Source organism: Streptomonospora sp. PA3, assembly GCF_009728995.1.
In the GTDB taxonomy this organism is placed as follows: Bacteria; Actinomycetota; Actinomycetes; order Streptosporangiales; family Streptosporangiaceae; genus Streptomonospora.
In genome coordinates this window covers 1-2391 of record NZ_VTZW01000014.1, presented here as the reverse complement: position 1 = coordinate 2391, position 2391 = coordinate 1, and the positions used below count along the sequence as shown (strand labels likewise).

Genomic DNA, 2391 nt, shown 5'->3' with positions numbered 1-2391 from the left:
GGTCTCTGGGCCTTACCTGACGCTGAGGAGCGAAAGCGTGGGGAGCGAACAGGATTAGATACCCTGGTAGTCCACGCTGTAAACGTTGGGCGCTAGGTGTGGGGACTTTCCACGGTTTCCGTGCCGTAGCTAACGCATTAAGCGCCCCGCCTGGGGAGTACGGCCGCAAGGCTAAAACTCAAAGGAATTGACGGGGGCCCGCACAAGCGGCGGAGCATGTTGCTTAATTCGACGCAACGCGAAGAACCTTACCAAGGTTTGACATCGCCGGTAATCCCGCGGAGACGCGGGGTCCTTTTGGGATCGGTGACAGGTGGTGCATGGCTGTCGTCAGCTCGTGTCGTGAGATGTTGGGTTAAGTCCCGCAACGAGCGCAACCCTTGTTCCATGTTGCCAGCACGTGGTGGTGGGGACTCATGGGAGACTGCCGGGGTCAACTCGGAGGAAGGTGGGGATGACGTCAAGTCATCATGCCCCTTATGTCTTGGGCTGCAAACATGCTACAATGGCCGGTACAGTGGGCGTGCGATGCCGCAAGGCGGAGCGAATCCCTAAAAGCCGGTCTCAGTTCGGATTGGGGTCTGCAACTCGACCCCATGAAGGTGGAGTCGCTAGTAATCGCGGATCAGCAACGCCGCGGTGAATACGTTCCCGGGCCTTGTACACACCGCCCGTCACGTCATGAAAGTCGGCAACACCCGAAACGTGCGGCCTAACCCCGTTTGGGGAGGGAGTGCGTGAAGGTGGGGCTGGCGATTGGGACGAAGTCGTAACAAGGTAGCCGTACCGGAAGGTGCGGCTGGATCACCTCCTTTCTAAGGAGTCTTGATGAGCCGGCCTGTGGGCCGGGGGTGCTTCCCGTGTGGGGGGCTCTTCGGTCTGGTTGTTTTCCGTTGTGGCCGGCGGACTCGTAAGTGGACCCGGTGCCCCCGGGGATGCTGCTGTGGCGTGTCGCCTCCGCGTTGGTGGGGGCGGGTGCGGCCCGGTGGTTCCCGGTCTGGGGTGTCGGGATGGTGCTTGGTGGACACGCGCTGTTGGGTGTCTGAGGGAGCAACCCGGTGGGTTGTTCTCCCCGATGCCACCCTGATGAAGACCCCGGGTGTGCCGTCGTTGTGGCGGTGGGCGCTCTGGTGGGACTGCTCGGCCCTGTGTTGGGCGGGCGGTCGGCCGGTGCGGCGGGGTTGTGGTCGGGTGTGTGGCTGGTGGTTTGATTTGTGGATAGTGTGCGCGAGCATCTTGTATCTGTGGTGGCCAAGCAAGAGTGGCATACGGTGGATGCCTTGGCACCAGGCGCCGATGAAGGACGTGGGAGGCCGCGATAGTCCACGGGGAGTTGTCAACCGAGCGGTGATCCGTGGGTGTCCGAATGGGGGAACCCAGCCCGAGTTGTGTCGGGTTGCCGCCGTCTGAATGTATAGGGCGGTTGGTGGTGACGCGGGGAAGTGAAACATCTCAGTACCCGCAGGAAGAGAAAACATGCCTTGGCACCAGGCGCCGATGAAGGACGTGGGAGGCCGCGATAGTCCACGGGGAGTTGTCAACCGAGCGGTGATCCGTGGGTGTCCGAATGGGGGAACCCAGCCCGAGTTGTGTCGGGTTGCCGCCGTCTGAATGTATAGGGCGGTTGGTGGTGACGCGGGGAAGTGAAACATCTCAGTACCCGCAGGAAGAGAAAACAAGAGTGATTCCCTGAGTAGTGGTGAGCGAAAGGGGATGGTGGCTAAACCGCGTGCGTGTGAGAGGCGGCAGCCGTTGCGTGCGTGGGGTTGTGGGGTTGCGTTGTGTCCGGTCTGCCGGCTGGGCGCGCTGGTGGTTGCTGTAGTCGAAGCCGTTGGGAAGCGGTGCCGGAGTGGGTGAGAGTCCCGTAGGCGAAGCGGTGATCATTGGTGTGGACGTTGTCCCCGAGTAGCGCGGAGCTCGTGGAATTCCGTGTGAATCCGGCAGGACCACCTGTCAAGCCTGAATACGTCCTGGTGACCGATAGTGGACGAGTACCGTGAGGGAAAGGTGAAAAGTGCCCCGGTGAGGGGTTGTGAAAGAGTACCTGAAACCGTGTGCTGTCAAGCCGTCAGAGCTTCGCTTTGGTGCGGGGTGATGGCGTGCCTTTTGAAGAATGAGCCTGCGAGTCGTGGTGTGTGGCGAGGTTAACCCGGGTGGGGTAGCCGTAGCGAAAGCGAGTCTGAACAGGGCGGTTGAGTCGCATGCTGTGGACCCGAAGCGGGGTGATCTACCCATGGCCAGGGTGAAGCGGAGGTAAGACTTCGTGGAGGCCCGAACCCACCAGGGTTGAAAACCTGGGGGATGAGCTGTGGGTAGGGGTGAAAGGCCAATCAAACTCCGTGATAGCTGGTTCTCCCCGAAATGCATTTAGGTGCAGCGTCGTGTGGTGCT

2 rRNA genes and 1 other annotated feature are annotated in these 2391 nt (G+C 61.1%); both genes read left to right on the top strand.

Annotation, left to right across the window (positions count from 1 at the left end):
• Positions 1-815: ribosomal RNA gene (locus FZ103_RS15000) — 16S ribosomal RNA — on the top strand; the annotation flags it as partial.
• 478 nt (positions 816-1293) lie between these two features.
• Positions 1294-1430, top strand: a sequence feature (23S ribosomal RNA rRNA prediction is too short).
• A 15-nt stretch (positions 1431-1445) separates the two neighbouring features.
• Positions 1446-2391, top strand: a 23S ribosomal RNA gene (locus FZ103_RS14995); the annotation flags it as partial.